Origin of the sequence: Streptomyces sp. E2N166, from assembly GCF_003671715.1 — a bacterium.
GTDB lineage: Bacteria > Actinomycetota > Actinomycetes > Streptomycetales > Streptomycetaceae > Streptomyces > Streptomyces thinghirensis.
Genome location: NZ_RAIF01000006.1, coordinates 559,739 through 585,636, shown reverse-complemented (window position 1 = coordinate 585,636; position 25,898 = coordinate 559,739). Strand labels below are relative to the sequence as shown.

Below are 25,898 nucleotides of genomic sequence, written 5' to 3'. Positions count from 1 at the left end.
CGCCAACGTGTGCGGCGCGGCGGACGTGTCGGGGGGCTCGCTCGCCACCGCCCGGGTGACCATCGTCCCCCCGACCAGGAGTCCGCCGACGGCCGCCAGCCGTGCCACTCGCCGGACGATGCGTCGTCGTGCGTGCCTCATGCGTGCGCTCCCGAACCCGGACACACGGCGTCGCCGCCGCGGGGGCCTCCGGACGTCGAGCGCCCCCCTCCCATACGGGGGCGGACCCGCCCGTGTTCACCGGGCCGGCGGTCCCGTCGGTGCTCGTCCATGCCGGCGGGCGGCTTCGGCGGCGTCCATGTTCCCCGTTTCCCGGTCGCACCGCGGACCCCTATCTTGTGCCCCATGACCAGCATCCCGCAGCACCAGCCAGGTGAACCGAACCCCCTGCGCGCACTCACCCTCGGCCAGTTGCGCCGCCGCACGAGCATGAAGTGGCGCACCTACCCCGCGGACGTGCTGCCGCTGTGGGTGGCCGAGATGGACGTGCCGCTCGCCGAACCCGTCGCGCGCGCCGTCACCGACGCCATGGAACTCGGCGACACCGGCTACCCCGTCGGCACCGCGTACGCCGAGGCCCTGGCCGCCTTCGCCGGCAAGCGGTGGGGGTGGGACGACCTCGCGGTGGAACGCACCGCGATCGTGCCCGACGTGATGCTGGGCGTCGTCGAGATGCTCAAACTGGTCACGGGGCGGGGCGATCCGGTGGTCGTGAACCCGCCGGTGTACCCGCCGTTCTACCAGTTCGTGACGCACATGGACCGGCGAGTCGTCGAGGCGCCGCTCGGCGCGGACCTGCGCCTCGACCTAGGGACACTGGAGGATGCGTTCCGGCGGGCCGTCGCGGACGGCGGGCGGGCCGCCTACCTGCTGTGCAGCCCGCACAACCCGACCGGTACGGTGCACACCGCCGAGGAACTGGCCGCCGTCGCCGCACTGGCCGAGCGGTACGGCGTCCGGGTCGTCGCCGACGAGATCCACGCGCCGGTCGTGACCGCGGGCGCGCGGTTCGTGCCGTACCTGAGCGTGCCCGGCGCCGAGCGCGGCCTCGCGCTGATGTCGGCGTCCAAGGGCTGGAACCTGGCCGGTCTCAAGGCGGCCCTCGCCCTCGCCGGACCCGGCGCCGCCGCCGACCTGGCGCGGATGCCCGAGGAGGTCGGTCACGGACCGAGCCATGTCGGCGTACTCGCCCACACCGCCGCACTGCGCGACGGGGCCGCCTGGCTGGACGCGGTCCTGGCCGGGCTCGACGAGAACCGGCGGCTGCTGACCGGCCTGCTGGCCGAGCACCTGCCCGGCGTCGTCCACCGCCCCGGGGAGGCGACCTACCTCGCCTGGCTCGACTGCCGCGCGCTCGGCCTCGGCGACGATCCGGCGGATGTCTTCCTGCACCGCGGCCGGGTCGCCCTCAGCTCCGGCATCCCCTTCGGCACCGGCGGGGCGGGACACGTAAGGCTCAACCTGGCGGCCTCGCCCGAGGTGATCACGGAGGCGGTGCGGAGGATGACGGCGGCCCTGGACTGAGCGAGGGGCGCGGCATCCCTTGGCACCTATACTTCCGGACCATGGACGACGCCTCACTCGCCCGGCTGGGCGCCGGCAAGTACCTGCTGGTCACCACGTACCGGAAGAACGGCACGCCGGTCGCCACCCCGGTGTGGGTGGTGCGGGACGAGGACACCCTCGGCGTCTGGACGGCCGCCGACTCCTGGAAGGTCAAGCGCGTGCGCAACCGCGCCGACGTCCTGGTCGGCCCCTGCGACGTGCGCGGGAGGCCGACCGGCGACCAGGTGCCGGCGACCGCGGAGATCTGCGACCCGGCCACCACCGGCCGCTACCGCCGGCTGATCGCCCGCAAGTACGGCATCGTCGGCCGGCTCACCCTGTTCGGCAGCCGGCTGCGCCGGGGGCTGGACGGCACCCTGGGTATCCGCATCACGCTCGTGTCCTGAACGGCCCGGCGGCCGCGCCCCGACGTCGGGGGTGGAGCGTTCCGCGCAGGGTTGACCGGCGCTCAGGTCCACGCCCGGTAGGGCTCGTCGACCAGCTGGAAGACGGGTTCGCCGCGTACCGGGTCCTTGGCCGTGGACAGCCGCACCCGGTCACCGCTGTGGATGCCGATGAGCGGGCCCATGACCCGGCCGCGGAGCACGAAGCCCTCGGCCATCTCGATGAGGGACACGTTGCGCGCGGCGGGGGTGTTGCGGTGCACCACCGTGGCGTGGCGCACCGTCCCCGTGCCCTCGCTGCGTTCGGTCCGCAGGTCGCTGCCGCGACAGACCGGGCACAGCACCCGGTGGTACATGGCGGTGCCGCACCAGGTGCAGCGCTGGAAGAAGACGGCCTCGGCGTCCGCGGCCTTGGGGTCGAGCACGCCCGTCGCCGAGCCGACTGCCTGCTGAGCGACGTTTCCTGAGTGGTGGTACACGCTGGTCAACTCCCTGCACTCGGGCCGGAATCCCGCGTGCGCGGTCGCCCGGGCACGCGTGTGCGCGGCTCGCCGTGCCACCGTGCACGCTCCACAGCGTATGGCACTGAGTGTCACTCGTAAAGGCACTGCGTACCCTCGATTCCGTGCCCGTGACCGCGCGGCCGGCGTTCGTCAGTCGCGGGCGAACGCGGTCTCGACCTCCCGCACGACCTGCCACAGGGGCGTCCCGCGCCGGGAGACCACGACCACCACGTCCTCGGGCGCCTCGTCGCGGGGCGCGATGGGAACCTCCCCGAACGTGGACTGCGCGTACCCCAGCGCGTGGTCCACCGCGGCGCCCGCGTCGTCCCGCCCGTCCGAACGCAGCCAGGACCGCAGGGCGTTGTTGTGCGCCGCGACCACCGCGGCCGCGATCACGTCGGCCCGCAGGATCCCGTCCGGCCGCCCGCCCAGTCGTCCGCGCAGGTACTCGGCGAGGGCGCGCTCGTAGCGCCAGACCACCGACAGCTCGTACGCGCGCAGTCCGGGGACCTTCTTGGTGAGGTGGTAACGCTGAACCGAGAAGGCCGGGTTCTCGGCGTACATGCGCAGCACGAGCCGGGCCGCGTCGCAGACGCGCACCACAGGATCGGCGTCCTCGGGGGAGGCGGCCAGGAAGGCCGTCATGTCGGCCAGGCACCGCTCGTGGTCGGGGAAGACCACGTCCTCCTTGGAGGGGAAGTAGCGGAAGAACGACCGCCGTCCGACACCGGCGAGCGCGACGATGTCGTCGACGGTCGTCTGCTCGTAGCCCCGTTCCAGGAACAGCTGGAAGGCCGCCGCGACCAGCGCCTCCCGCATCGGCGGCCGGATACCCGCCGCGTCCGTCCGGTCCCCGCGGCGGGGCGCCGCACTGCTGGAGCTCATGAAGGGGAACGTAGCAGCTCACCGGCTCCCATGACACTCAGTGCAGGGAACGGAGGGAACTGAGTGCCCTCATTGACCGACTGCCTCGCCGCCTCGTCGCGCCGGTCGCATACGATCACTCCCGGTCAGCCCCGAGGAGTTCCGCATGCCGTCCACCCGCCCCCGCATCCTGTACGTCACCGACCTGGCCTATGAGGCGCGCGGGCGGCGCTACTGCGACGAGGACATCTTCCTGGCCTCCCGCCTGCGTGAGGACTTCGACCTGGCCCTGTGCCACCCCGGGGAGGCCGCCGCGCTGTTGGACGCCTTCGACGCGGTCGTCGTCCGCAACAGCGGTCCCGTGCTGGGGCACCAGGCCGCCTACGACGCCTTCCGTGAGCGCGCTGCCGAGCGCGGAACCCGCGTCTACAACCAGCTCACCGGCCGGGCGGACATGGTCGGCAAGCAGTACCTCCTCGACCTGACGGCCGCGGGATACCCGGTCATCCCCACCGTCGGACAGCCCCAGGACCTGCACCGGCTGCCCCCGGCGGACGAGTACGTCGTCAAGCCCAGGCTCGGCGCGGACTCGGTGGGCCTGCGGTTCGTGCCCGCGGACCGCCTGTGGGAAACGGTGCGTGGCGACGCCGGGGACCTCCTCGTCCAGCCGCGCGTCGACTTCGCCCACGAGATCTCCTTCTACTTCGTCGACCACGACTTCCAGTACGCCCTGTACGCGCCGCACCCCGATCGGCGCTGGCGGCTGGAGCCGTACGACGCCTCACCCCAGGACCTCGACTTCGCGCGGCGGTTCATCGAGTGGAACGGCATCGACCACGGCATCCAGCGCGTCGACGCCTGCCGCGCGCCCGGCGGTGAGCTGCTCCTGGTCGAGCTGGAGGACCTCAACCCCTACCTGTCGCTGGACGCCCTCGACGAGGCGGGCCGGGGCTCCTTCGTCACCGCCCTGCGGACGGCCCTGCGGCGCCTCCTCGCGTCATGACCCCGCCCGGGAGCGGTGCGCAGGGGGTGTCGTCTGGATCTTGCCGGGGTCGCGGGGTCTGGCACGCGCGCCTGCGGGTTGTCGTCGGTCGCCGACTCCACACGCTCGACCGCGCTCGCGCGGGGGACCCCTGCCGCGTTGCCGCGCCTTCCGCCTTTCAGTCGCACGCACCGGATCCCGCTCGGGCCGGTTGCGAGGCACCGTTGCCTGGAGCCGGCCTGATCCGAACGGCATCCCCCTAGCATGGCCGGCATGGACGTGTTTCTCGGCCGGCTCGACCCGGACATGTGCGTGGTGACGGCCGCGGCGGCCGGGGAACGGGCGGGCTGCCTGGTCGGCTTCTCCTCACAGTGCTCCCTCGACCCCGTGCGTTTCGTCGTATGGCTCTCCGAGGTCAACCGGACCTTCCGGGTGGCGCGTTCCGCCGACGTCCTGGCCGTCCATCTGCTCGGCCGCGACCAGCGCGAAACGGCCGAGATGTTCGGCGGACAGACCGGCGACCGGGTGGACAAGTTCCGGCGGGTCCGCTGGCGTGAGGGGTACGGAGGGTCGATCGTGCTGGAGGACGCCGAGGCGTGGTTCGTCGGCCGCGTGGTGGAGCGCGCCGCCGGAGGCGACCACGTCGGTTTCGTCCTCGACCCGGTCGAGTGGGGCGGGCGGGAGGCGTCCGGCGGACGGCTGCTGCGACTCGCCGACGCCCACACCATCCGGCCCGGCCACCCGGTGGACTGACCTGCGCGGTCCGGGACGAGCGCGGGGCAGTCCGGGACGGCGCCGGTCAGCGTCCGGCGGCGCCCCGCTCGACCAGCGCCTCGGTGACCGCCCGCACGCTGCGCGCGATGTGCTGCAACTGCAGGACCTCCGCCGCGTACAGCTTGATGGTGTGCTCGATGACCGACTCGGGCAGGCCGAGCCGGGGCAGGTCCGCCCGGGCGGTCTGCAGGGCGGTGCGGGCCACCCGGATCTCGTGCTGGACCTGGATCTGCGCATGCCGGGCGAGCAGTACGGGGTGGCGGATCAGCGCCGGGTAGCCCGCGTACCGGGCCGGCACCAGCTCGCGCAGCCACTTGGCCGCCGAGCGTTCCCAGTCGTAGCTGCCGGGCGTCTTGACCTGGCACGGCCAGTCCGGGCTGATGCGCGTGGTCGTCAGGGGCATGATCATCGCTTCCGGGTGTGCGGCGTCGACGGGGTGGGGCGACGGTTGAGGCGGTCCCGGTCCAGGGGACGACCGGGACCGCCGCGGGCGCTCGCGCAGGCGATGCCCGACGGAACACCCCGGGTTGCGCCGGAGCGGGTAGGAGCCGGCTGCCAGAGGTGTTCGCGCAGGTGTGGACGCGTTCCGGGGCGGCCGGGTCGCGATCCGTGAGCAGTATTTATATATGCCAACCGCTTTGCAAGACGTATGAAAACATTCATGCCTGCTTTGACGGGGATGGCCCCCGTCTGCGCCGACCAATCGGGGGCGAAAACCGGGGCCGGCTCAGTCCCGGAGAAAGAACTGGTGCTGGTCGGCGACCTGCTCGTACTCCTCCAGCCGAGCCTGCGTCCGCTCGGGGTCGGCGTCGGTCATGGCCTGGAGCAGCGCCGCGCACATCACGCCCGGCGCCGCGTAGGAGTCGAAGACCAGCCGAGACCCGGTGCCGGTGGCGAAGGTGACGTCGGCCTCGTCCACGACGGGACCCAGCGCCAGGTCGGTGATCAGCGCCACCTTCAGCCCGGCACGGCGTGCCACCCGGACGGCGCTGAGAGTCTCGTGGGCGTGCCGGGGCATGGAGAAGGCCAGCACCCAGGTGCCGCCCGCCTCCCGGGACTGGAGCAGGGCGTCGTAGGCGACGGTGCCGCCCCGGGTCACCAGGCGTACGTCGGGGTGGACGCGGCGGGCGGCGTAGGCGAAGTACTCGGCGAGCGAGACGGAGATGCGCAGCCCGAGGACGGTCAGCGGCGCGGACGCGGCCAGCTTGCGTCCGACGTCGATCACCCGGTCGGCGTCGGCGAAGTCGCGCCGCAGGTTCTCCAGGTTCTCGATCTCGGCGTCGACGGCCGCCTGGAGTTCGTTGCCCCGGTTCTCGTCGGCCGGAGCGCCGCCGCGCGCGCCCAGAGCGATCGACTGGAGCTGCTCCCGCAGCGCCGGGTAGCCGCTGAACCCGACCGCCGAGGCGAACCGCGTCACCGAGGGCTGGCTCACGCCCACCCGGTCGGCGAGGTCGGTGATCGACAGGAACGCCGCCTCGGTGAGGTGCTCGATGAGGTACTGCGCGATGCGCCGCTGGCCCGGGGAGAGGCGGGGCCGGTCGAACAGCGTCCTGAGCCGGGAAGTGGGGGAGACCTCCGTCTCCGGGGCCGCCCTTCCCGAGGTGATCGCCGATGCCTGCGCGCGTGCCTGCTGCGGCGATGGCACGGACGCGCCTCCTTTGTCTCCCACGGAGGTCAACATAGCTCACCCCCTGTGCCCGGCAGGACGGTGTCACGGACCGCCCCTGAGCCTTCACGAGCCGGCGTCCGCCCCGCGGCGAACCGGCACCGGCGCCCGCAAGGCACCGGCATCCGCACCCGCGGGGATAGCACGGCCCTGGCCGGGAACCCGCCGCCACGGAAGCAGGAAGCACTTACAGCACGGACGAGGAGCCACCGTCATGACCGTCCCGGAAGAGAACCGGCCGAAGACCGACACCACCGACGACGTTCTCGACCAGCGCGACCAGGACGCGCCCCGCCCGCCGGGTGGCACCGGCCGGACCATGCGCGAGGCCCTGGAGGAGGCGCACGTCCGCCCGGACGACTACGACGAGGAATGACCGCCCGGTAACCGCGCCACGCCCGCGCACACCGGGCGGCCGACCCCGAGAACACCCGGCAGGTGAATACCGCATGGGCGCCATCAGCGCGCTGGAGAAAGTCCTGGAGAACGGTTGGGAAGCGCTGTGGGCGCGGGTCTTCGGCAGGGACCCTGTCGAACTCCTCGACGCCCTGCGCGCGGAATGCGACAACAACGCCGTGGTCTCGCCCCAGGGGCGGCTCATGGTGCCCAACGCGTACGACGTCGCCCTCGCCGGTGTCGTCCACGAGGAACTGGCACGCCGCGACAGCCAGGTGGGCCAGGTGCTCACCGACAGCCTGGCCCGGCACGCCGAACGGCACGGATACGAGTGGGCGGGCCCGCTGGCCGTGCACATCACCAAGTCGGACGACGTGCCCAACGGCCGCTACCGCGTGGCGAGCGGTGTGATGCCGCACGTGAGCGCCGACGGCTTCCCGCACGCGGAGCCCCGGCCGCGCGCCACCGACGGCCGTCTCACGACATAGGGCATGTCCGGCGGGCCATGCCGCCGACGCGCGTGCCAGGTCCCGCGACTCCGGCAGGACCCGAACGACACCCCCTAGTCGTCCGCGCCCGGCATCGCCCCCGCCGGTACCACGAGGTCGGCGCGGTCCCGGGTCGCGGCGACCAGGTCGGCGTTGCCCTGGTCGGTGCCGAGAGCCCAGGCGACCGCGGCCTCGTGGGACTTGCCGAACCGCTCGTGCCGCGCCACCAGCCGGCGGACCCGTTCGGTCTCCGCCGGCTCGCAGAACCACACCTCGTCGAGCCGGGAGCGCACCCGCGCCCACGCGCCGGTCTCCAACAGCAGGTAGTTGCCCTCCGTCACGACCAGCCGCGCCGACGCCGGCACCGGCACGGCGCCGGCGATCGGCTGCTCCAGTACGCGTTCGAAGCCGGGCGCGTACACGGTCTCGCCGCCCGCCCTCTCGTCCTCCGGCTCCTCGCGCAGCCGGCGCAGCAGCGCCGCGTACCCGGCCGCGTCGAAGGTGTCGGGCGCGCCCTTGCGGTCCCGGCGGCCGAGGCGGTCCAGTTCGGCGTCGGCGAGGTGGAAGCCGTCCATGGGGACGTGTGCGGCCCACGGCGCGCCGGGCCCGTTCAGTTCCCGCACCAGACGCTCGGCGAGCGTCGACTTCCCGGCGCCGGGACTTCCGGCGATGCCGAGGATCGCGCGCCGCCCGCCCCTCGGCAGGGAGCGGGCCCGGGAGAGAAGGTCGTCGAAAGTCAGCGGCACACCGCAGAGTGTGTCACCTGATCGGACCCGCCCCGGCGGGGAACTGTGTCGGTATGACGACGCAGCTGGGACTTCCCGACTCCATCCGCGCCTGCCTCTTCGACCTCGACGGGGTCGTCACCAGGACCGCGGTGGTGCACGCCGCCGCCTGGAGGGAGACGTTCGACGCCTTCCTGCGCGAGCGGGACGGCGCGGACTTCCGCCCCTTCACCGACTCCGACTACGACGAGTACGTCGACGGCCGCCCGCGCGCCGACGGCGTGCGCTCCTTCCTCGCCTCCCGCGGCGTCGAACTGCCCGACGGGGACCCCGACGACCCGCCGGACGCGCAGACCGTCAACGGTGTCGGCAACCGCAAGAACGAACTGCTCCTGGAGAAGATCCGCACCGACGGAGTGAAGCCGTACGAGGGCACGCTGCGCTACATCGACGCGGTCCGCGCCGCCGGCCTCGCCACCGCGGTCGTCTCCTCCAGCGCCAACACCCGGGACGCGCTGCACTCCATCGACGCCGAGCACCTGTTCGACGTACGGATCGACGGCGTCGTGGCCCGCGAGCGGAAGCTGCCGGGCAAACCACGCCCGGACACCTTCCTCGCCGCCGCCCGCGACCTCGGCGTCGACCCGTCCCGCGCCGCCGTGTTCGAGGACGCGCTCGCCGGCATGGACGCCGGCCGCTCCGGACACTTCGGCTACGTCGTCGGCGTCGACCGCGTCGGCCAGACCGACGCTCTCTACGCCCACGGCGCCGACCGCGTCGTCAAGGACCTCGCCGAACTGGGAGGCCAGGCGTGATCACCAACCGGACGTACGCCGTCGAGCCCTGGTCCGTGCGCGAGACGGCCCTCAACCTCGACCTCCTCGCCCAGAGCGAGTCCGTCTTCGCCCTGTCCAACGGGCACATCGGCTGGCGCGGCAACCTCGACGAGGGCGAACCGCACGGCCTGCCAGGCAGCTACCTCAACGGCGTCTACGAACTCCACCCGCTGCCGTACGCCGAAGCGGGCTACGGCTACCCCGAGTCCGGCCAGACCGTCATCAACGTCACCAACGGCAAGCTGCTGCGGCTGCTCGTCGACGACGAGCCCTTCGACCTGCGCTACGGGCGGCTCGTCAAGCACGAACGCACCCTGGACCTGCGGCGCGGCGTGCTGGAGCGGACCTGCGAGTGGACCTCCCCGGCCGGTACGACCATCAGGGTGCGCTCCACCCGGCTGGTCTCCCTCACCCAGCGGGCCATCGCCGCGGTGGAGTACGAGGTGGAACCCGTCGACAGCCGGACCCGGGTGGTCATCCAGTCGGAACTCGTCACCAACGAGAGCCTGCCGTCCCCGGACGGCGACCCCCGGACGGCCAAGGCGCTGCAGTCCCCGCTGGAGCCGGAGGAGGACCTCGCCATCGGCTCCCGGCTGCGCCTGGTCCACCGGACGCGGCGCAGCGGTCTGCGGGTCGCGGTGGCCGCCGACCACGTCGTCGACTCCTCCGGGGAGATCACCACCAGCAGCGAGAGCAACACGGACGTGGCCCGACTGACCATCACCTCCGTGCTGGAGCCGGGACAGCGGCTGCGGGTGCAGAAGACGGTCGCCCACGGCTGGTCGGGCGCCCGCTCCCGGCCCGCGATGAGCGACCAGGTCGAGGCCGCGCTCGCCGCCGCGGCGCACAGCGGCTGGGACGGCCTGGTGGCGGAGCAGCGCGCCTACCTCGACGACTTCTGGGCGCGCGCGGACGTGGAGGTGCACGGCGACGAGGAGATCCAGCAGGCCGTCCGCTTCGCCCTCTTCCACGTTCTGCAGGCCGGAGCCCGCGCCGAACAGCGGGCGATCCCGGCCAAGGGACTGACCGGCTCCGGTTACGACGGACACGCCTTCTGGGACACCGAGATGTTCGTGCTGCCCGTACTGACCTACACCGAGCCCAAGGCCGTCGCCGAGGCCCTGCGCTGGCGCCGGGACACCCTCCCCGCCGCCCGGGACCGCGCCACCCAGCTCGGGCTGCGCGGTGCCGCGTTCCCGTGGCGGACCATCGACGGCTCGGAGGGCTCCGCGTACTGGCCGGCCGGCACGGCCGCCTTCCACGTGGCCGCCGACATCGCGCACGCGGCGGTGCGGTACACGGCGGCGACCGGCGACACCGACTTCGAACGCGACATCGCCCTCGAACTCCTGGTGGAGACGGCCCGGCTGTGGCGCTCGCTGGGCCACCACGACCACCACGGCGTCTTCCACATCGACGGCGTCACCGGTCCGGACGAGTACAGCGCCATCGCCTACGACAACACGTACACCAACCTCATGGCACGGTCGAACCTGCTCGCCGCGGCCGACGTGTGCGAACGGCACCCGGACGAGGCGGCCCGCCTCGGCGTCGACGACGAGGAGAGCGCCGCCTGGCGGGACGCCGCCGAGTCCGTGCACATCCCCTACAACGAGGAGCTGGGCGTCCACGAGCAGCACTCGGGCTTCACCCGCCACCAGCGCTGGGACTTCGCCGCGACCGCCGCCGACCAGTACCCGCTGATGCTGCACTTCCCCTACTTCGACCTCTACCGCAAGCAGGTCATCAAGCAGTCCGACCTCGTCCTGTCGATGTACACCTGCGGCAGCTGGTTCGATGCCCACTGCGACGAGGACCAGATCGCCCGCAACTTCGCCTACTACGAGCCGCTGACCGTACGGGACTCCTCCCTGTCCGCCTGCTGCCAGGCCGTCGTCGCCGCCCAGACCGGACATCTGCGGCTGGCCTACGACTACGCCGCCGAGGCCGCGCTGATGGACCTCGCGGACCTGGAGCACAACACCCGCGACGGGCTGCACATCGCCTCGCTCGCCGGTACGTGGATGGCGCTGGTCGCCGGGTTCGGCGGCACCCGCAGGGACGGCGACAGCCTCCGGTTCACGCCGCGCCTGCCCGAGAAGTTCAGCCGTCTCGCCTTCCGGCTCCAGTTCCGCGGCCGGTGCCTGCGCGTGGAGATCCGCGCCGACAAGGCGACGTACACGCTGCTGGAGGGCGCACCGCTGACCATTCACCACCACGGAGCCGCCCTGACCGTGAACGGGGACGGCCCCGTCACCCGCGCCGTCCCCGCACCCAAACGGCGCCCCACCCCCGAACAGCCCCCGCACCGCCGCCCCAACGCCCACTGACCGGCCGGTCGCGGAGTGCGGAGGGAGGAAGGAACGAGACGGCACGACTGGCCGACTTCCGCCCTGCGCATCCGTGGCCGGCGGGTTAGTTTGACCTTGTTTTCCGGGCTCCCGCCACTGGCGGCAGGAGGTGAGCAACGAGCGGCCCCGCGACGAGTGGGGGTGAGGGGTGCACGATGGCCGACGGCGTGAACGCCATGCTCGCCGGCAGACGGCGGGACGAGGCGACGACGGCGTCCGGCACCCCAGGGCGCCTGCGCGGTGACGCCCTGATCGCGGCGGTGGCAGCCGTCTTCACCCTGCTGCAACTGGTCTTCGTCCACCCCTGGATGGGCCTCGGCTGGGACGAGACGGTGTACGTCAGCCAGGTCACCTCCCACCATCCCGCCGCCTTCTTCAGCGCGCCGCGCTCCCGCGGCGTCTCCCTGCTGGTCGCGCCCGTCGCGTCCTGGTCGTCGTCCACCGAACTGCTGCGCGTCTACCTCGCCGTGCTGTCCGGCCTCGGCCTGTACCTCGCCCTGCGGGCCTGGAAGGGCCTCTTCCCGGCCCCCGTCCTGGCCACGGCCGGCGCGTTCTTCGCCACCCTGTGGGTGACCCTCTTCTACGGTCCGCAGGCCATGCCCAACTACTGGGTCGCCATCGGCGCCCTGATCTGCGTCGGCTGCTTCCTGCGGGTCCGGCAGGGGCTGTCCGGGCGGGCCACGGTGTGGGGAGTGGTGACCGGAGCCGCGCTGATGGCGTGGATGCGCCCCACGGACGCGGTCTGGGTGACCCTGCCCCTCCTGGTCCTCGTCCTCGTACGCCGCCACTGGCTGCTGCTGCTCGCCCTCGTGGGCGGCCTCGCCGCCGGGGGAGTGGAGTGGGTGATCGAGGCGTACGGCTGGTACGGCGGCCTCGGGGAGCGGCTGTCCAGGGCCTCCGAGATCCAGGGCGGCCTCGGCTGGAACATCGCCGTCGACGACCAGATGCGCAGCCTGGGCGGGCGAGGCCTGTGCCGCCCGTGCACCGGATCGATGCCGCACCCGGTGGTCACCCTGTGGTGGCTCGTCCTCCCGGCCGTCGCCGTCCTCGGGGTCGTCGTCGCCGTCCGGGCCCGGCGCGCGGCCCGCACGGTGATCCCGTTCGCCTGTGCGGTGACGGCCGCGCTGCCCTACCTGTTCATGATCGGCTACGCGGCGCCCCGCTTCCTCCAGCCCGCCTACGCCCTGCTGGCCGTCCCGGTCGCCGTGGCGCTGTGGCACCTGGCCAGGACGGCAGGCGGCCGGTGGCGTCCGGTGGCCGCGTCCCTCGTCGCGCTCGCGCTGGCCGGCCACCTGGCGGTGCAGTTCGCCGTCCTCGTGGGCACCGTGGACCGCAACGTCGAGAGCCGCGAGGACTGGGCCCGCGTCGCCGACGAGTTGCACCGGCTGGGTGTGCGCCCGCCGTGTCTGATCACCGGGCACGAGTCCATCCCGATCGGCTACTACACGGGCTGCTCCTCCGGCGCCACCAGCGGCAACAACGAGAACATCACGGCCGCCGAGATCGTGGACACCGCCCGTCGCGTCCCGGTCGCCGACGTCACCGGCCCGGGCGGCACCCCGCCCGGCTACGCCCGCGGCTGGGCATCGCACCGCATCACCGACCTGAGCATCCGCGTCGCACCCCGGGGGTGAAGATCCCGGGCCGGGAACGGGTTAGAGATCGCGTATCGGGAAACGCGAACCGCACACCCAGACCACCGAGCCGACGCAGCGCGAGAGGGAGGCAGCGATGGGCACGGACCCGATGGCCGACGACGTCTACCAGCCCACCGGAACCAACGAGGAGCAGGAGGACGCCGCGCCCCTCGACCTCCAGGACGCCGTCGACGAGCGGACCTACGACGACACGCTCGACGAGGGCTACTCCCCGCCGGAGAAACCCCTCGGCGTGACCAAGCACGGCACCACGGCCGCCGAGCAGCACGAAGGCGAGACCCTGGACGAGCGGCTGTCCCAGGAGACCCCCGACGTGTCCGCGCCGGACGGCGACGGCGTGGGCGACAAGCCCGGAGGTGACGGGGAACCGGTCGACCCCGAGGCGGGCACGGAGCGCTCCGGCCGCCTGGTCGCCCCCGACGAGGGCGTACGCACCGACACGACGAAGGAGACCGTCGCCGAGGACGTCGGCATCGACGGCGGAGCGGCGGGCGCCGAGGAGGCCGCCATGCACGTCGTGGAGGACGAGACGGCACTGCCGGACAGGGAGAACGACCGGTAGGGCCCCGGCTGCGCCTGACGACCCGGCCGTTCGCCTGACGACCCGCCCGCGAGCCTGCTCACGCGTCACATGGCCCTGACCGGTGCCTCCCGCACCGGTCAGGGCCATGTGACGCCCGGTGGCCGCCGCCCGGTCAGGGCAGAAGCTTGTCGAGGGCGGCGGGTCCCTCCTCGTCCAGCTTGCGCCTGGCCCATTCGAGGTTCTTCGGGGTGACGTCGCGGCCGGCCGCGAGGACGAGGTCCTCCGGGGACACCTCGGTGCCGGTACGGGTGTGGAGCAGGTCGTCCGGGGTGGCGCGGTCGTTCCCCGCGCGTGCTTCGGACGGCTGGGAGGCGTCGGGCTGTGGCGTCGACATGATCAGTGCTCCTCGGATCCGGATCGCTGCTTCGGTGCCGTGCTGTTGTCGGTCCCGAATATCCCGATAACACCATTCAATGCGGAAGCGGCCCCCGCATCCGGAGACCGACGGGATTCAGGCCGGCGCCGGGGGCGAAGGAGTGAGGACGAGCATCGTGACGTCGTCGGCCACGTCCGGACAGAAGCGCACCAGATCGGCCCAGACGCGCTCGGGGAGCACGGCGGGGTCCTCGTCGGCGAAGGCGGTCAGCCGGTCGGCCAGCGGGTAGAACGCGCCGTCGGCGTCCCGGGCCTCGACCACTCCGTCCGAGGCGAGGAAGAGCCGGTCACCGGGGCGCAGGGACACCGTGCAGGACTCGACCGCGTCGGCGTCCGCCAGCCCGAGCCCGAGCGGCGTCCACGGCGAGACCTCCAGCTCCGTGGCCCGCGCGCCCCGCAGCAGCAGTGGCGGCGGGTTGCCGCAGACCACGACGCGGACCTCCAGGGCGTCGGCGGAGAACTCCAGCAGCCCGGCTGTCGCGAACAGCTCGGCGTGCCGCGCGTCCGCCGAGTCCACCACCAGCCTGCGGTCGAGCCGCCCGGCCACCGACGCGAGATCCGGCTGGTCGAGCACCGCCTCGCGGAACGCCCCCAGCAGCGAGGCGACCGTCGACACCGCCGACAGCCCGTGCCCCTGTACGTCCCCCGTCACGACCCGTACGCCGAAGGGGCCGTCCCGTACGTCGAAGAAGTCGCCCCCGACGAGCGTCCCGCGCTGCGCCGCCCGGTACAGCCCGGCACAGCGCACCGCCCCGACCCGCTCGGGCAGCGGGGGCACGACGGCATGCTGCGCGGCCTCGGCGACCGTGCGCTCCAGACCGAGCTGGGCGTCGCGGCGACTGCGTACGAAGGACACGAAGACGCTGAGCCCGGCGACGAAGACGACGGTCAGCAGGTCGGTGCCGCCCGGCCGGTCGAGCTGGAAGGCCGGGATGTTCAGCAGCGCGACCACCACGCCGCCCAGCAGAGCGGTGGCCAGCGGGCTGTAGGAGAGTACGGCCAGCGGCGGGATGGCGCCCAGCAGGAAGCCGATGTCGAGGGGATCGTGGCTGATGAGCGTCGCCGCGCAGATCGCCACGACGAGGACCGGCGGCAGCGCCCGCACCCAACGGGGTGGCGGAGCCCCTCTCAGCCAGCTCCGCCGGTCCTCGCCCCGGCGCGGTGGCGGGGCCGACACCTTTCGCACACCACCACGCTCCTACGCCGCCCGGTCCACCGCACGCCGGGCGCCTCTCCCGCCCCGGTCTAGAACGCGGTGAGCGTCAGCCGGAACCCGGTGGGCGCCGTGTCCTGGATGTAGGAGGCGAAGTCGGCCACGTCGTCGAAGGCGAAGCCGTACGCCCTGCCGTCCTCGGTGGCCGCGTGCACCGCCTTGGAGTAGTGGTTGGTCAGCGCGGTCCCGTAGAACGCCGCCGGGTCGGTCGTCGGCTGGTCGGCCGAGGAGACCAGCGTGGAGCGGTTGAAGCCGGCGCCGAGGACCGCGGCGACCGGACCGGTCGTGCCGTCGTTGGGCGCGGCGAGGGCGCCGTCGCAGAACAGCACGTCCCGCGTGGACGGCTTGCCGAAGGACACCTGGGCGGGCCCGTCGAAGGTCAGCCGGTCGCCGCGCACCCGGCCGGTGAAGGTGCCGGCGTTGGTGGTGATCCTGAGATCTTTTCCGGTGTAGGTGCTCCAGACCTCGTCGATGTACGGGGCGAGGTAGTCCTTGGGGAACAGGCCGGCGTCCAGTCCGTGGCCGGGGGCGATCACGCGGGTGTCGTCCACGACCAGCGGCGCGAACTCCTCGACCTGCCGCAGCGCGGCGAAGACGTCCGCCCTTCCGCCCGCGCGCACGGTGCCGGTGGTCTGGTCCTTGGCGCCGGTCAGCCGGATGGCGAGCGGCACGCTGAACATGTCGACCATGGTGGTGTTGCAGAACATCCCGGAGGAGTTGTACGTGAACTCCGCGCAGTCGTGCAGCACTCCGTAGTTCGGGTCGGACTCGACCCAGCCCGCCGGGTACTGCAGCGCGGCGTTGCCGGCGCCGTCGGCGACCGCCTTGAACTTCAGCTTTCCGCCGAGGGACACGTAGATCCTGCCTGAGAGGTACGGCAGGTTCAGCTCGGTGTCGCCGCTGCCGGCGAGGCTGATCGCGTAGTCGGTGAAGCCGTCGGCGCCGTTGTCGGAGAGGGCCACGGGCGCGACGGTGCCGTCGGGGGTGACGCGCACCTGCCGGCCGTCCACGTTTCCGACGATGTAGACGTGCACGTCGCCGTTGCCGAAGGAGCCGGTGCTGTTGACGATCGTCAGCGGCAGGGCTCCGGCGGCCCTGGTGCCGGAGCCGGCCGCGGAGTCGTCCGAGCCGACGCCCGCGAGGGCGTGCGGGGCGACGGCGGCGGCGATTGGTGCGGCCACGACCATTCCGCCGAGGGCGACGAGGAGCTTGCGGCGGGCGAGCGGACGCTGGTGACGGGGAGTCATGTGGGGGGTCTCCAGTGTGATCGGGGCATGACAGCGGGGGAGCGGAAGTCTGAGAGCGCTCTCACGACGTGGGCCGATGGTACGCGCGGCGGATGGCCCGGCCAACCGTCTCCGCCCGCCCTCAAACCCGTTGTGCCAGTTGGGACTTGGGGTGACCGGCGCCGCGCAGGGAACGCTTAACCGCCGTTTAAGGCCCGTTTAATCCACGCCGGAAAACCGGTGGCCGCCCCCGCACGGCACCCGGTACTGTCCGGGACACGCCCTGAGACCGACGGAAGGAGGGCAGAGCCGTGCAGTTCACATCACGTTCGCGCTCCCTCCCCGTTGTCCCGGCGTACCTCGACTGACACCGGGAGCGCACCACGCATGATTCCCGGAGGAATCCGTGACCGATCTGGTCATCCGCGCGCTCGACGCGAGCGACGCCCATCTCTTCGACACCCTGCCCGACCCGCTGGGCGCCCGTGAGGGCCACCGGCTCACCCACCACCGCCCCGACTGGAAGCGGGTCGCCCTGCGCGACGGCGCCGTCGTCGCCCGCGGTGCCTGGTGGGGCGGCCCCGACGACACCGAACCCGTCACCCTCAACTGGTTCGACGTGGCCGAGGGCGAGGAGGAGGCGGGAGCCGAACTCCTGAGCACCGCCCCCTGGCGGGTCGAACTGGAGCTCAACCCGCCCGGTACCTGGCGCGAGGACCCCGCCCTGCGCGCCGCCACCGAGGCACGCTTCGCCGCCGCACGCAAGGCCGGGTACGACCTCCTGGTCGAACGCTTCCTGTACCGGTGGACGCCGGAGTGCGGGCTCCCCGAGCGGCCCGGCCGTCTGGTCTGCCGCCCCGAACCGGACGACGCGGTGTTCTTCGACGCGCTGCGCCGCATCCACTCCGTCACCCTGGACGCCCACGCGCTCATGGACATCGAGAAGGGCGGACTCGACCAGGCCGCGCAGTCGGAACTCGACTTCTTCCACTGGTGCCCCTCGCCGCGGGAGTGGTGGCAGTCGGCGTACACCCCGCAAGGAGAACTCGCGGGCATCCACATCCCCGCGCACAACCCGTCCGGCCCGTGCGTCGGCTTCATCGGCGTACTGCCGGAACACCGCGGACACGGATACGCCTTCGACCTGCTGGCCGAGTGCACCCACTTCCTGGTGGAGCGGGGCGCGGAGTTCGTCTCGGCCGCGACCGACCGGGGGAACCACCCCATGGCCGCCAACTTCGCCAAGGCCGGCTACCCGGTCGTGCGGGAGCGGATCAACTTCCATCCCGTAGCGGTCGGCCGGTAGTCGTCGGGCACCGGGCCGGGAGTTCTCCCGTCCGGTGCCGGTCCGGTGCCGGTGCAGGGGCAGGGCAGGTGGGCCTGTGTCGGAGGCGGCGTCGGTGTCAGTGCCGGGTGGCATGCTGTCCGGCACGGTGGTCCACGGCGTGTGCGGAGGCGATGTGGGGTTCGAGGGCGAGATCTGGCACGTGCGCGGGGCGCCGGACACGGGGGAGCAGGGAGTTGCCGCGGAGGTCGGGGAGATCCTGATCGACGACGCCGACTTCCCGTGGCTGTCGGGCCGGTTCCGCGCCGGCCCGGCGTTCGTCACCGTCCAGGACCTCTTCGCCCGCGAACTCGCCCTCGCGGAGCGGGACGACGAGGGGCACTGGGCCCAGTGGGAGGCGGTCTACGCCGAGATCGAACGACGCGTGCGGCTGGTCTCTCCCGACGGGCCGGTCGCCGAGTTCCTGCTGCACATCCAGGGAGAGAGAGCCTGGTTCCGGTGGAGCGACGAGCCGTTCGAACAGGAGCGGGCCGGCGGCTGACGGCGGCTGACGGCGGTCACCGCCGATCGCTCAGCAGGGCCTCGGCCTCGGCGAGGATCTCGGTGACACGCAGGCCGAACGCGGCGTCGCACGCGTGCGGGTGTCCGCCCCCGGCGGCGGACAGAAGCGCGTCCGCGGCTCGCAGCAGAGCGGGCACCGGCCCCTCCGTGCTCTCCGGAAGCAACGTCACACCGGCCCGGCCACGCAGCTCCACGGCCGCGCCCGCCGCGGCCGGCGGCGCCGTCAGGCTGAGCGTGAGCGTGCTCGACGCGCCGCCGGTGTGGTCGAGGACCAGGTGGACGGTGTCGCCGGGGCCCGGCGCCGCCGCCGTCACCCCCCGGGCGTCACCGAGGACCGGCAGCAGCACCGACAGGGCGTGCGGTCCCACGTCCCACAGGGCGCCCTTCTCCCGTCGCCACGGCGAGTCCGCGAACGGGCTGTCGCCGCTGAAGACCGCGCCGAGCCACTGCGCCCGCGCCGTGAACCAGTCGCCCCTGGCGGCCTGTTCGGTGATCCACGCCTCGGTCCCGGGCTGGAATCGGGCGGTGAAGAAGACGACGGAGGCGACGCCCGCCGCACGCGCCGCCTCGACCACCGCCCGCCCCTGCGGCACCGTCGCCGCGAGCGGCTTGTCGAGCAGCAGATGGCACCCGGCCCGCGCCGCCCGCACCGCCAGCTCGGCCTGCACGGCCGGTGGCAGCGCGACGGCGACCGCGTCCACGTCCGCCAGCAGGGCGTCGGCGTCGTCGTAGGCGCGTGTGCCGTGCCGGTCCGCCAGCTCCTTGGCGGCGTCCGGGCGGCGCCCCCACACGCCCACGAAGTCCAGGCCGTCGTGCCGGCGCAGGGCGGGCGCGTGCGCCATGTCCGCCCAGGGACCGGTGCCCAGCAGTCCGATACGCATGCCCTCGCCTCTCCGCAGTGCCGAACCCGGACCCGGGCCCGCCGACGTTCCTCCCTGACGGCCGGCGCGCGACAGCCCGGCCGACGCCGAGCGTGCCACACCGGCCCGGTGCCCGGGCAAGACCGCGGCCTCCGGGACGGCGGCGTGGTCGCCGGCTCGTCCGTCGCGCCACCGCTGCCTGGCCCCGACGCCCTCTGCCCCTGCGCTCCGCCCCTCTGCTCCTCCTCCGCCCAGGCCCGTCGTCCGCGCTCGTTCCCTGCCTCTCTCTCCTCCTGCCAGGCCCGCCGTACCCCCGGCCCCGCGACACACCCGGCGCGGGAGGCCGGTGATTCTGCCGATCCCCCGCACCGCACCGCCCGCCGACAGTGGCACCGCCAGCACATCGGCGACGCCCGTCCGGCGGATGTCCCGGGACGCGCCCCCACGCGTTCCGGACCGTGTGCGATCACCGGCCGGGCCCCTCGCCACGACAGAGAGGACGACCCTCGTGCAGCAGACTCCCCACACCCACGCCGCTTCCCGGGCCGAGCGCCCGGCGTTCCGCGGAACGCGGCGTCGGCTCGCCGGCGTCACGGCGGCCGTGGCCGCCGTCGTCGCGCTCAGCACCCTCACCGGCCCCGGCGCCCACGCCGCCGACAACCCCTACGAGCGCGGTCCGGCGCCCACCGAGTCCAGCATCGAGGCACTGCGCGGCCCGTACTCCGTGGCGGACACCAGCGTCTCCTCGCTCGCGGTCACCGGCTTCGGCGGCGGCACGATCTACTACCCGACCAGCACCAGTGACGGCACGTTCGGCGCCGTCGTGATCTCGCCCGGCTTCACCGCGTACGAGTCCTCCATCGCCTGGCTCGGTCCGCGGCTGGCCTCGCAGGGCTTCGTCGTGTTCACCATCGACACCAACACCACCCTGGACCAGCCCGCCTCCCGCGGCCGGCAGCTGCTGGCGGCCCTGGACTACCTCACCGAGCGCAGCTCCGTCCGCGGGCGGGTCGACAGCAGCCGGCTCGGCGTCATGGGCCACTCGATGGGCGGCGGCGGCTCTCTGGAGGCAGCCAAGTCCCGGCCGTCGCTCCAGGCCGCGATCCCGCTCACCCCCTGGAACACGGACAAGACCTGGCCCGAGGTCAGCACCCCGACGCTGATCGTGGGGGCCGACGGCGACACCATCGCCCCGGTCTCCTCGCACTCCGAGCCGTTCTACTCCAGCCTGCCGTCCCGAACGGACCGCGCCTACCTGGAGCTGAACAACGCGAGCCACTTCACGCCGAACACGTCGGACACGACGATCGCGAAGTACAGCATTTCCTGGCTCAAGCGGTTCATCGACAACGACACCCGCTACGAGCAGTTCCTGTGCCCGCTGCCCCGGCCGAGCCTGACCATCGAGGAGTACCGGGGCAACTGCCCGCACGGCTCCTGACCCGGCTCACGGCACCAACCGGCGGCGGTCGCGGGCACGTTGCGGCCGCCGTCGGCGGTGTCACCCGCGGTTGTGCCGCCGCACGGCTCCGGACCGGGACCGCTGGGCAGCGGCACAGTGCGTGCCCCGGCCACACGGCGCACAACCGCAGGTGACACCACCGATGCCCCGGCGGGCCGCTGCGGACCGATGGCTTCCGCGTCAGGTTACGCGCGCGTAACCTCCCGGGAATGACCGGAGAGACGACCGTACGTGCGGCCGTGCGGATCCACGGCCGGGACGCGCAACGGCATCAGGTGCGCGCCCTGTTGGACGGCCTGCGCACCCACAGCGGCAACCTCGTCGTGACCGGCGAACCCGGGCTCGGCCGGACCACCCTCCTCCACTGGGCCGCCCGCTCCTTCCGGGCCGGTCCCGTACTCCATCTCGGGCCCGGTCCGGACCGAAGCGCACGCGCCACCGCCGGGGAACTGCTCGGCACGCTGCGGGCGGCGGCCGGCGAGGCACCGCTGCTCGTGTGCGTCGACGACGCGCACCTGTGGGACGCCCCGGCCCGGACCGCCCTGGGCCGTGCGGTCGAACGCCTGGACCCCACGGTCCGCGTCGGCGTACTCCTCTCCGTCGCAGGCCATCGCGCCGTCGACCCGGAGTACGCCCACCTGCCCGCCATACGTCTGGACCCGCTCACGCCGCCGCAGGCCGACGCCCTGCTCGACGACGTGACCGACGGCGCCGCCGACCCGGCCGTGCGCGAGCAGCTGCTCGCGGAGGCGGAGGGCAACCCGGCCCTGCTCCTCGCCCTCGTCCGCCGGCTCTCACCGGCCGAACTGCGCGGGCACCGGCCCCCGCCCAGACCCCTGGCCGACGCCGCGGTCCTGGCGCAGGTGGCGGGGGAGGCCCTGACCGGGCTGTCCGCGGACGCGCACGACCTGCTGCTGACGGTGGCGGCGGCCCTACGCGCCTCGGACGGACCGGACGTCGACGCGGGCCTGGTCTTCGACGCCGTACGGCACCTGGGACCGGCGTACACGCCGTCCCCCGCCCCTTTCCCGGGACCGCTTCCCGCGCTCCTCGCCCTGGCCGACGACCGGATCCGCTTCCACGGCCCCCTGGTCCGTCGTACGGTCCACGCCACCGCCGCACCGGACCGGCGCCGCGCCGCACACCGGGCGCTGGCCGACGTGCTGGAGGCCGGCGGCCGACGGCTCCCGGCGCTGCTGCACCGCTCCTGGTCCCTGACCGGTCCGTCGCCCGCGCCGTCGCTCGCGGACCGGCTCGCCGCGGTCGCCGCCGACGGCACGGTGCCGGGCTCGTCCCGGCTGCGCGCCGCGGTGTACACCCGTGCCGCCGAGCTGACGGCCGATGACCCCGCCCGCGCGGAGCGGTACACGGCCGCGGCCGAGCAGGCGCTGCTCGCCGGCCGCCCCGACCGGGCGCGCCCGCTGCTCGCCGCGGCCCGCGGCTGCGCCGCCCCGGCCGGTGTTCGGGGACGGGCCGAGCTGGTGCGTGGCCTGACGGAACTACGGGACGGCCCCGTGGGCGACGCCCACCAGTCGCTGCTGCTGGCCGCTTCCCTGCTCGCCGCGGACGCCCCCGCCGACGCCGCGACCGCCGGCCTGGCCGCCGCCGACGCGGCCTGGGCGGCGGGTGACCTGTCGGCGTGTCTGGCCGCACTCGCGCCGGAACCGCCTTCGAGGGCCCCGGCCCCGGGGCACGCGGACGCCCGGTGCGGCACGGCGTACGTGGCAGGCGCTGCGCGCGATCACCGTGTCGGCATGCGGGCGCTGCTCGAAGGGCGACTCGACCGGGCCGTCGTGCCGCTAGGGCAGGTGGTGGAGCGGGCCAGGACCGGCGTCCGGCCGGAGGGGCTGCTGCGGTCGGCGTCGGCCGCGTTGCTGCTCGGGGACGTGGACGCCGCGCGCCGGGCCGGGTCCCGGGCCCTGGCCGCCGCCCGGCAGTTCGGTTCGGACGCCCTGGTGCCGCAGGCGCTGGAGTACCTGGCCTACGCCGAACTGCGCGCCGGCCGGCACCCGCAGGCCCGCACCCACGCGGAGGAGGGACTGCGCACCGCGCTGCGGGCGGGCCAGCGCAACACGGCGGCCCACCACCGGGCGGTGCTGGCCCTCGCGGCGTCGATCGAGGAGGAACCGGACGTCGTCGCCCGGCATGTGACGGCCGCGCTGACCACCGCCCGGCGGCACGGACTCGCGCAGGCGGCCACCCTCGCGGAGTGGGCGGCGGCCCGGGCCGACCTCGGCCGGGGACGCCCCTTCGACGCCGCCGACCGGCTCGGGCTCCTGGTCCTGCCCGGACCCGGGCGCGGACACTTCGCGGTGTGGCGGCTCGCCGTGCCGTGCTTCGTGGAGGCCGCGGTCCTCGCCGGACGCCACGAGGACGCCGGCGCGGTCCTCACGGACTTCGCCGGCTGGGCGGCGTTCGGCGCCGATCCGCAGGCCGCCGCGCAACTGGCCCGCTGCCACGCCCTCCTCGCCCCGCCGGACCGCGCCGACGACCTCTACCGGCGCGCGCTCGCCCGGCACGACGAGGCGGGCGGCGACTTCGAACGGGCCCGCACCGCGCTCCTCTACGGCAAGTGGCTGCGCCGGCGGCGCAGGCCGCGTGAGGCCCGTGGCCGCCTTGGCACCGCGTTGGCCGGCTTCGACCGCTGCGGGGCCGGCGTCTGGGCGGCGCAGGCGCGCGGCGAGCTGCGGGCGCTCGGAGCGGCCCCGCACGACTCGGGTGCCGGCGCACTGTCCCGCCTGACGCCGCAGCAGTTGCGCATCGCCCGGCAGGTCGCCGAGGGCGCCACCAACCGCGAGATCGCGCTGACCCTCGCGGTGAGCACCCGCACCGTCGACTACCACCTCCGCAAGGTCTTCGCGGCGCTCGGCGTACGGTCCCGCCTGGAGCTGGCCCGCATGGTCGAGCATGCCGGACAGGCCGGACGGGGCGAAAAGACCGGTGCACAACCCTAGGGACCGACCGGACGGTATGCCATCCTTCGGGGCAGGACGAGTCAGGGGGCAGGCCCGGCACGGGCGGACAGCCCGTCGCGGGGCGCCCCCGCAAGCCCTGGCCCGGGGAGGACCGCGATGCAGCACGCCGTACGGTCACGAGCAGCGATCCGCACCGGGCTGACGCCCGTACCACGCCCGCGGACACCGAGCGTCGCGTCGTTGATGGACGCCGACGCCCTGCGTGTCCTGCACCGGGCCGCCCGCGCCCTGCTCGACGACCTGCCCGACCTGGCCGACCGGCTGGTGGCCCTGCTGCAGGAGCAGGAGCCGGCGTACCGCGCGGCCATCACGAAGGATCCCTCCGCCACCTGGCAGGAGGTCCACCGCTCGCTGCGGCACAGCGTGGCCTCGCTGCTCGACCCGCGCGGCGCGCGGGAAGCGGCCCGCCGCTGCACCTGGCGGATCGGCGCCACCCGTGCCGAGCAGGGGCTACCGCTGGACGCGCTGCTGCACGCCTTCCGTCTCGGCGGCTCACTGGTGTGGCAGCGGTTGATCGAGGAGACCTCCCGGACCGCACCCGAGGACGTGCGCCTCCTCGTGCACGTGGCCGCCGACGTGTGGAACTTCGTCGACGAGCACTGCACCCTCGTCGCGGACGCCTACCGGCAGACCGAGTGGCAGCTCGCCCGACGCCGCGAGAACCGGGCCCGGCTGCTGGCGGCCGGCCTGCTCGACGGCACCAGCCGCATCGCCGACCTGCCCGAGGCAGCGCAGGCGCTGGGCCTGCCGGAGCAGGGCCGCTACGTCGTCGTCGCGGTCACCGGCCGGCACCCCGCACGGTCCGACGCCGCCCGCGCCGCCGCCGTGGCGTCCGGTAGACGCGTCCACTGGCACGCGGGAGGCGAGGTCGACTACGGCATCGTCCTGGTCGGCCCCGACGACGACGGGCTCCCGGGACCGCAGGACGCGGAGTCCGGGCCGCGTGCCGTGCTGCCCGGCATCCGGATCGGCGTCGGCACCCCGGTCGACGGACTCGCCTCCGTCGGCGACGCCCGCCGGCACGCCGACACGGCTCTGGACATCTGCCCCGAGGAGGGCGGCACGGTCCGGCTCGCCGACCACCTTCCCGCCGCCCTCGTCGTCTCCAGCCCCGAACTCGGCCGGGCCCTCGCCGAGAAGGTGCTCGGCCCCCTGCTGCGGCTGGAGCCGGCCGACCGTGAGGTGCTGCTGGACACCCTCACCACCTGGCTCGACTGCGACGGCTCGGCCCAGCGGGCCGGCGAACGCCTCTACTGCCACCGCAACACGGTCCTCAACCGCCTCCGCCGCTGCGAGCAGCTGACCGGCCGCTCGCTGGCCCGCCCGGCCGACGTCGTCGAAATAACCCTGGCCCTGACCGCCCGACGCGTCCTGCACGCCTGACGAACGCCTCCGACACCCGACCTGACCTGCCCCGACCCGGGCCAACCTGACCCGACCCGGGCCGACCTGACCCGACCCGGGCCGACCTGACCCGATCCGGGCCGACCTGACCCGACCCGGGCCGACCTGACCCGATCCGGGCCGCCCCGGCCCTGCCCGGGGTCCCGGCGCCGGGCTCCGGCCCCGGGTCCCGGCGCCGGGCTCCGGCCCCGGGTCCCGGCGCCGGGCTCCGGCCCCGGGTCCCGGCGCCGGGCTCCGGCCCCGGGTTCCGGCGCCGGGCCCGGAGCTACCCTCCCTCCGCCGGGTCCCGGCCTTGCTCCGACCTGCCCCGGCCTTGCTCCGCCTTGGCGCCGGGGCGGTGTCCCCGCTGCCCTTCGAAGCCCCGAAACACCCGTCGCGGGTCAACCCCGCTCGCCCGCCCGTGGCCGAGACCGTGGCCCCCGCCGTCCCGGACGCCCCGGGCCGGCGGGCGTCCCGGACGCCGCGTGCGTGCGAATCCCGCCCTGGTCTTCCGGCGCGGCGTTGCCCCCGGTGCTCTGTCGTGCGCGGAGAGGAGCCCGTGCCGGGAGCGAGGGTGATTACGGCCCCGACGCCGTGGCGGTGCGTGGCGGGTCGCGTTGCGGTGTGGCTCGGGATGCTGGTGCTCCGGTGGAGGCGAGAGTGCCCGTCTCCCCGGCGGCCTCGGTATCCGCGGCGAAGCCGACCCCGCCCCGGCCCGCCTCCCCGGCGGCCTCCCCACCCGCGGGGACGCCGATCCCGGCGCGGCCTCCACCCGCGGGGACG

The 25,898-nt window shown here is 74.0% G+C and carries 24 protein-coding genes; 15 read left to right on the top strand and 9 right to left on the bottom strand.

Annotated features, from left to right (window positions below; genetic code table 11):
• Positions 1 to 345: 345 nt before the first annotated feature.
• Together EBH09_RS03050 and EBH09_RS03045 are read left to right on the top strand one after the other, a co-directional pair.
• Positions 346 to 1,524 (top strand): aminotransferase class I/II-fold pyridoxal phosphate-dependent enzyme, encoded by a 1,179-nt coding sequence (locus tag EBH09_RS03050; RefSeq protein WP_121745464.1) that lies wholly within the window; start codon positions 346 to 348, stop codon positions 1,522 to 1,524.
• A 41-nt stretch (positions 1,525 to 1,565) separates the two neighbouring features.
• Positions 1,566 to 1,952 (top strand): PPOX class F420-dependent oxidoreductase, encoded by a 387-nt coding sequence (locus tag EBH09_RS03045; RefSeq protein WP_121745463.1) that lies wholly within the window; start codon positions 1,566 to 1,568, stop codon positions 1,950 to 1,952.
• Positions 1,953 to 2,014: 62 nt separating this feature from the next.
• Here EBH09_RS03045 and EBH09_RS03040 read toward each other — a convergent pair whose 3' ends face one another.
• Together EBH09_RS03040 and EBH09_RS03035 are read right to left on the bottom strand one after the other, a co-directional pair.
• The gene (locus tag EBH09_RS03040) at positions 2,015 to 2,428 is read right to left on the bottom strand and encodes a zinc ribbon domain-containing protein (protein ID WP_121745462.1); all 414 of its coding nucleotides are present in this window, start codon (positions 2,426 to 2,428) and stop codon (positions 2,015 to 2,017) included.
• A 174-nt stretch (positions 2,429 to 2,602) separates the two neighbouring features.
• The gene (locus EBH09_RS03035; protein WP_121745461.1) at positions 2,603 to 3,337 is read right to left on the bottom strand and encodes a TetR family transcriptional regulator; all 735 of its coding nucleotides are present in this window, start codon (positions 3,335 to 3,337) and stop codon (positions 2,603 to 2,605) included.
• 145 nt (positions 3,338 to 3,482) lie between these two features.
• On the opposite strand from EBH09_RS03035, the gene EBH09_RS03030 reads away from it, so the two are divergent.
• Positions 3,483 to 4,319: a hypothetical protein gene (locus tag EBH09_RS03030; RefSeq protein ID WP_121745460.1), complete on the top strand. Its 837-nt coding sequence runs from the start codon at positions 3,483 to 3,485 to the stop codon at positions 4,317 to 4,319.
• Between the two features lie 243 nt (positions 4,320 to 4,562).
• A complete protein-coding gene (locus EBH09_RS03025) occupies positions 4,563 to 5,051 on the top strand; it encodes a flavin reductase family protein (protein WP_121745459.1) in 489 nt (162 codons plus the stop codon).
• 46 nt (positions 5,052 to 5,097) lie between these two features.
• On the opposite strand, the gene EBH09_RS03020 is transcribed toward EBH09_RS03025, so the two are convergent.
• Entirely contained in the window at positions 5,098 to 5,481 is a 384-nt protein-coding gene (locus EBH09_RS03020; RefSeq protein WP_193776084.1) for a hypothetical protein, read from the bottom strand.
• Between the two features lie 318 nt (positions 5,482 to 5,799).
• Entirely contained in the window at positions 5,800 to 6,717 is a 918-nt protein-coding gene (locus tag EBH09_RS03015; protein ID WP_193776083.1) for a MurR/RpiR family transcriptional regulator, read from the bottom strand.
• Between the two features lie 235 nt (positions 6,718 to 6,952).
• Here EBH09_RS03015 and EBH09_RS37685 point away from each other — a divergent pair, with 235 nt between their 5' ends.
• Together EBH09_RS37685 and EBH09_RS03010 are read left to right on the top strand one after the other, a co-directional pair.
• Positions 6,953 to 7,114, top strand: a complete 162-nt coding sequence (locus EBH09_RS37685) for a hypothetical protein (RefSeq protein WP_193776082.1) — start codon at positions 6,953 to 6,955, stop codon at positions 7,112 to 7,114.
• A gap of 73 nt (positions 7,115 to 7,187) precedes the next feature.
• Positions 7,188 to 7,622: a DUF3662 domain-containing protein gene (locus EBH09_RS03010; protein ID WP_121745458.1), complete on the top strand. Its 435-nt coding sequence runs from the start codon at positions 7,188 to 7,190 to the stop codon at positions 7,620 to 7,622.
• A gap of 74 nt (positions 7,623 to 7,696) precedes the next feature.
• On the opposite strand, the gene EBH09_RS03005 is transcribed toward EBH09_RS03010, so the two are convergent.
• Entirely contained in the window at positions 7,697 to 8,368 is a 672-nt protein-coding gene (locus EBH09_RS03005) for a nucleoside/nucleotide kinase family protein (RefSeq protein WP_121745457.1), read from the bottom strand.
• Positions 8,369 to 8,421: 53 nt separating this feature from the next.
• Here EBH09_RS03005 and EBH09_RS03000 point away from each other — a divergent pair, with 53 nt between their 5' ends.
• From EBH09_RS03000 to EBH09_RS02985, 4 genes are all read left to right on the top strand, one after another.
• Positions 8,422 to 9,162, top strand: coding sequence for a beta-phosphoglucomutase family hydrolase (locus EBH09_RS03000; protein WP_121745456.1), 741 nt, complete (start codon positions 8,422 to 8,424; stop codon positions 9,160 to 9,162).
• The gene (locus EBH09_RS02995; RefSeq protein WP_121745455.1) at positions 9,159 to 11,513 is read left to right on the top strand and encodes a glycosyl hydrolase family 65 protein; all 2,355 of its coding nucleotides are present in this window, start codon (positions 9,159 to 9,161) and stop codon (positions 11,511 to 11,513) included. Before EBH09_RS03000 ends, EBH09_RS02995 begins: the two co-directional genes overlap by 4 nt.
• A gap of 176 nt (positions 11,514 to 11,689) precedes the next feature.
• Positions 11,690 to 13,168: a hypothetical protein gene (locus EBH09_RS02990; RefSeq protein WP_121745454.1), complete on the top strand. Its 1,479-nt coding sequence runs from the start codon at positions 11,690 to 11,692 to the stop codon at positions 13,166 to 13,168.
• Between the two features lie 97 nt (positions 13,169 to 13,265).
• Positions 13,266 to 13,754 carry a DUF5709 domain-containing protein gene (locus EBH09_RS02985; RefSeq protein WP_121745453.1) on the top strand — a complete coding sequence of 163 codons (489 nt, stop codon included), beginning with the start codon at positions 13,266 to 13,268 and terminating at the stop codon, positions 13,752 to 13,754.
• 133 nt (positions 13,755 to 13,887) lie between these two features.
• Here EBH09_RS02985 and EBH09_RS02980 read toward each other — a convergent pair whose 3' ends face one another.
• The 3 genes from EBH09_RS02980 to EBH09_RS02970 all read right to left on the bottom strand — a co-directional run bounded on the left by EBH09_RS02980 (position 13,888) and on the right by EBH09_RS02970 (position 16,610).
• Positions 13,888 to 14,109, bottom strand: coding sequence for a hypothetical protein (locus tag EBH09_RS02980; protein WP_121745452.1), 222 nt, complete (start codon positions 14,107 to 14,109; stop codon positions 13,888 to 13,890).
• 117 nt (positions 14,110 to 14,226) lie between these two features.
• Positions 14,227 to 15,336 carry a PP2C family protein-serine/threonine phosphatase gene (locus EBH09_RS02975; protein ID WP_121745451.1) on the bottom strand — a complete coding sequence of 370 codons (1,110 nt, stop codon included), beginning with the start codon at positions 15,334 to 15,336 and terminating at the stop codon, positions 14,227 to 14,229.
• 59 nt (positions 15,337 to 15,395) lie between these two features.
• Positions 15,396 to 16,610 (bottom strand): glycoside hydrolase family 64 protein, encoded by a 1,215-nt coding sequence (locus tag EBH09_RS02970; RefSeq protein WP_121745450.1) that lies wholly within the window; start codon positions 16,608 to 16,610, stop codon positions 15,396 to 15,398.
• A 385-nt stretch (positions 16,611 to 16,995) separates the two neighbouring features.
• On the opposite strand from EBH09_RS02970, the gene EBH09_RS02965 reads away from it, so the two are divergent.
• Both EBH09_RS02965 and EBH09_RS02960 read left to right on the top strand, forming a co-directional pair.
• Complete coding sequence (locus tag EBH09_RS02965) at positions 16,996 to 17,895, top strand: GNAT family N-acetyltransferase (protein WP_121745449.1); 900 nt, start codon at positions 16,996 to 16,998, stop codon at positions 17,893 to 17,895.
• A 154-nt stretch (positions 17,896 to 18,049) separates the two neighbouring features.
• Entirely contained in the window at positions 18,050 to 18,415 is a 366-nt protein-coding gene (locus tag EBH09_RS02960) for a hypothetical protein (protein ID WP_121746205.1), read from the top strand.
• 16 nt (positions 18,416 to 18,431) lie between these two features.
• On the opposite strand, the gene EBH09_RS02955 is transcribed toward EBH09_RS02960, so the two are convergent.
• Positions 18,432 to 19,316 (bottom strand): Gfo/Idh/MocA family oxidoreductase, encoded by an 885-nt coding sequence (locus EBH09_RS02955; RefSeq protein ID WP_121745448.1) that lies wholly within the window; start codon positions 19,314 to 19,316, stop codon positions 18,432 to 18,434.
• 487 nt (positions 19,317 to 19,803) lie between these two features.
• Here EBH09_RS02955 and EBH09_RS02950 point away from each other — a divergent pair, with 487 nt between their 5' ends.
• From EBH09_RS02950 to EBH09_RS02940, 3 genes are all read left to right on the top strand, one after another.
• Positions 19,804 to 20,736: a dienelactone hydrolase family protein gene (locus tag EBH09_RS02950; RefSeq protein ID WP_121745447.1), complete on the top strand. Its 933-nt coding sequence runs from the start codon at positions 19,804 to 19,806 to the stop codon at positions 20,734 to 20,736.
• A gap of 230 nt (positions 20,737 to 20,966) precedes the next feature.
• The gene (locus EBH09_RS02945; RefSeq protein WP_121745446.1) at positions 20,967 to 23,711 is read left to right on the top strand and encodes a helix-turn-helix transcriptional regulator; all 2,745 of its coding nucleotides are present in this window, start codon (positions 20,967 to 20,969) and stop codon (positions 23,709 to 23,711) included.
• Between the two features lie 117 nt (positions 23,712 to 23,828).
• Positions 23,829 to 25,115: a helix-turn-helix domain-containing protein gene (locus tag EBH09_RS02940; protein WP_121745445.1), complete on the top strand. Its 1,287-nt coding sequence runs from the start codon at positions 23,829 to 23,831 to the stop codon at positions 25,113 to 25,115.
• The last annotated feature ends 783 nt before the right edge of the window (positions 25,116 to 25,898 follow it).

Excerpts from the sequence above, each read along its gene's own strand:
- EBH09_RS03050 (WP_121745464.1), top strand. The coding sequence starts at position 346 with ATGACCAGCATCCCGCAGCACCAGCCAGGTGAACCGAACCCCCTGCGC.
- EBH09_RS03045 (WP_121745463.1), top strand. The coding sequence starts at position 1,566 with ATGGACGACGCCTCACTCGCCCGGCTGGGCGCCGGCAAGTACCTGCTG.
- EBH09_RS03035 (WP_121745461.1), bottom strand. The coding sequence starts at position 3,337 with ATGAGCTCCAGCAGTGCGGCGCCCCGCCGCGGGGACCGGACGGACGCG.
- EBH09_RS03030 (WP_121745460.1), top strand. The coding sequence starts at position 3,483 with ATGCCGTCCACCCGCCCCCGCATCCTGTACGTCACCGACCTGGCCTAT.
- EBH09_RS03025 (WP_121745459.1), top strand. The coding sequence starts at position 4,563 with ATGGCCGGCATGGACGTGTTTCTCGGCCGGCTCGACCCGGACATGTGC.
- EBH09_RS03020 (WP_193776084.1), bottom strand. The coding sequence starts at position 5,481 with ATGATCATGCCCCTGACGACCACGCGCATCAGCCCGGACTGGCCGTGC.
- EBH09_RS37685 (WP_193776082.1), top strand. The coding sequence starts at position 6,953 with ATGACCGTCCCGGAAGAGAACCGGCCGAAGACCGACACCACCGACGAC.
- EBH09_RS03010 (WP_121745458.1), top strand. The coding sequence starts at position 7,188 with ATGGGCGCCATCAGCGCGCTGGAGAAAGTCCTGGAGAACGGTTGGGAA.
- EBH09_RS03000 (WP_121745456.1), top strand. The coding sequence starts at position 8,422 with ATGACGACGCAGCTGGGACTTCCCGACTCCATCCGCGCCTGCCTCTTC.
- EBH09_RS02990 (WP_121745454.1), top strand. The coding sequence starts at position 11,690 with ATGGCCGACGGCGTGAACGCCATGCTCGCCGGCAGACGGCGGGACGAG.
- EBH09_RS02985 (WP_121745453.1), top strand. The coding sequence starts at position 13,266 with ATGGGCACGGACCCGATGGCCGACGACGTCTACCAGCCCACCGGAACC.
- EBH09_RS02980 (WP_121745452.1), bottom strand. The coding sequence starts at position 14,109 with ATGTCGACGCCACAGCCCGACGCCTCCCAGCCGTCCGAAGCACGCGCG.
- EBH09_RS02970 (WP_121745450.1), bottom strand. The coding sequence starts at position 16,610 with ATGACTCCCCGTCACCAGCGTCCGCTCGCCCGCCGCAAGCTCCTCGTC.
- EBH09_RS02955 (WP_121745448.1), bottom strand. The coding sequence starts at position 19,316 with ATGCGTATCGGACTGCTGGGCACCGGTCCCTGGGCGGACATGGCGCAC.
- EBH09_RS02945 (WP_121745446.1), top strand. The coding sequence starts at position 20,967 with ATGACCGGAGAGACGACCGTACGTGCGGCCGTGCGGATCCACGGCCGG.
- EBH09_RS02940 (WP_121745445.1), top strand. The coding sequence starts at position 23,829 with ATGCAGCACGCCGTACGGTCACGAGCAGCGATCCGCACCGGGCTGACG.